At 63.5% G+C, this 2,075-nt stretch carries 2 protein-coding genes (1 of these 2 cut by a window edge); one reads left to right on the forward strand and one right to left on the reverse strand.

Features of this window, described 5'->3' with window-relative positions:
* Positions 1-1,238, forward strand: the 3' portion of a protein-coding gene (locus EN984_RS06850) for a M23 family metallopeptidase (RefSeq protein ID WP_164748944.1). 730 nt of this gene lie to the left of the window's left edge; only the last 1,238 of its 1,968 coding nucleotides appear in the window; its start codon lies beyond the left edge, outside the window; the stop codon is at positions 1,236-1,238.
* Positions 1,239-1,244: 6 nt separating this feature from the next.
* Here the strand turns inward: EN984_RS06850 and EN984_RS06855 are convergent.
* Positions 1,245-2,075 (reverse strand): MFS transporter (locus EN984_RS06855; RefSeq protein ID WP_127383675.1); only part of this gene is annotated, 831 nt, incomplete at its 5' end.

Below are 2,075 nucleotides of genomic sequence, written 5' to 3' on the forward strand. Positions count from 1 at the left end.
GCTCCTACGACGTCAAGATCGTGCCGGAAAATGTCTCGGTGGCGCCCCGTGCCACTGTTGACGACCAGGCGCCGGCTTTCGCCGAGGAAATCATCCCCTTCACCAAGGATCTCGACGTCACCGAGGCTTTTGCCAATTCGGGCTACACGGGTGAAGATGCCACCGGAATGGCCGAAGCTATCGCCAAGTTGCTCAACGCAACAGCGCTCAAAGCTGGAACCGTGCTGCGTGTCGGCCTCGAGGTTCACGGCGATGCCGCCAAGGTCGTGCGCACCAGCGTCTATGACCGGACCCAGCACATCGTCACCATCGCGCTCAACGATCGCGGCCAGTATGTGCCGGCGCAGGAACCGGATCCGAACCCCGAATTGCTGACGGCCTTCGATGATTCGTCGGCGCCCGTGGTGGTGCGCGGCAACCTGCCCAACGTCTATGACGGCATCTACCGCGCCGCCTATTCCTACGGCATGTCCAAGGCGATGACGCAGCGGTTGATCAAGTTGCTGGCGTCCGACGTCGACTTCCAATCCCGCCTCAGCCCCGCCGACCGCATCGAAGTCCTGTTCTCGCAGCCCGACGGTGACGACCAGACCTCGGACAGCTCCGAGCTTCTTTACGTCTCGGCGACGTTCGGCGGCCAGACCCGCAACTTCTACCGCTTCCAGATGCAGGACGGCGGCACCGATTATTTTGATGAGGACGGCTCGAGCGCCGAGCAGTTCCTGTTGCGCAATCCCCTGCCCGCCGGGAAATTCCGCTCCGGTTTCGGCGCCCGCAGGCATCCGATCCTCGGCTATGTCCGCATGCACACCGGCGTCGATTGGTCCGCGCCGATCGGCACGCCGATCATCGCCGCCGGCAACGGCACGGTCGAGAAGGTCGGCTGGGCCGGCGGCTACGGCAAGCAGATCATCATCCGCCATGCCAATGGCTATGAGACATCATACAATCACCAGAGCGCCTTTGCCAAAGGCATCGAACCGGGCGTGCACGTCCGCCAGGGCCAGACCATCGGCTTCCTCGGCCAGACCGGCCTCGCCACCGGCCCGCATCTTCACTACGAGCTGATCGTCAACGGCACCAAGGTTGATCCGATGCGTGTCCGCCTGCCGGTCGGCAAGGTGCTGAAGGGCGATGACCTCGTCGCCTTCAAGCGCGAGCGCGAGCGCATCGACGAACTGCTGAAGCAGGAAGACAGCGATTCGCTGAAGGTTGCGAGCGCCAAGATCGACGGTTGACCCGCTTCAGCCTTGCCGATCTTCGGCCTGTCGCGGCCATGGCAATCGCTCACCGGGAATGGTCGTCCAGGCGATGACAGCCGCAAGCAGGCAAAGCAGCGCGGTCACCGAAGAAACCGCGGCAAAAGCGGCATCGCTGGCGGCGAGCCTCGCCGCATCGATGGCCGGCGCAAGCCCGGCTGGCGCCGGTTCACCAAATCCTGGGATGGCGGACGTTGCGCTCGCGTCCAGCGCATTCGCGTAAACCCATGCGGCAAGCGAGCCCATCGCCGCCACCGCGATCAGACCGCCGATGCGTGAGACGGCATTGTTGATGCCGGAGGCGGCCCCCGTGTCCTTGTCTTCCACCGCCGTCATGATCGCGGTCGACAAAGGCGACACGACCAGAGCCATGCCGAGCCCCATCAGCGCCATCAGCGGGAATATTCCAATCCAGAAATTGTGGATACCGGCGTAGGTGAGCAAGGCCAGCCCGGCAAACGCGAAAGCCACGACCAAGCTGCCGCAGGCGATCGGAAAACGTGGTCCGATCCGGTCCGAAAGCTTGCCGACCGGTCCCGACAAAAGCGCGATCAATGCCGACAAGGGCAGGAAGATGAAGCCGACCTCGGCCGTGCTCAGATCCCAGCCGGCGATCAGCAGCATCGGCAGATAGAAAAGGTTGGCCGATAGCGCAAAATAGAGGAAGAATGTCGCCACATTGGCGCCGGCGAAAGCACCGACGCGAAACAGGCTGAGGTCGATCATCGGCTCGCGCTGCCGAAGCTCGAAAACGATGAAGACAGCCAGCAGTACGACGCCTGCGGCAATGCTCGGCCCTGCCATGAGGCCCTCGCC

Origin of the sequence: Mesorhizobium sp. M7A.F.Ca.CA.004.12.1.1 (genome assembly GCF_003997835.1) — a bacterium.
Lineage (GTDB): Bacteria > Pseudomonadota > Alphaproteobacteria > Rhizobiales > Rhizobiaceae > Mesorhizobium.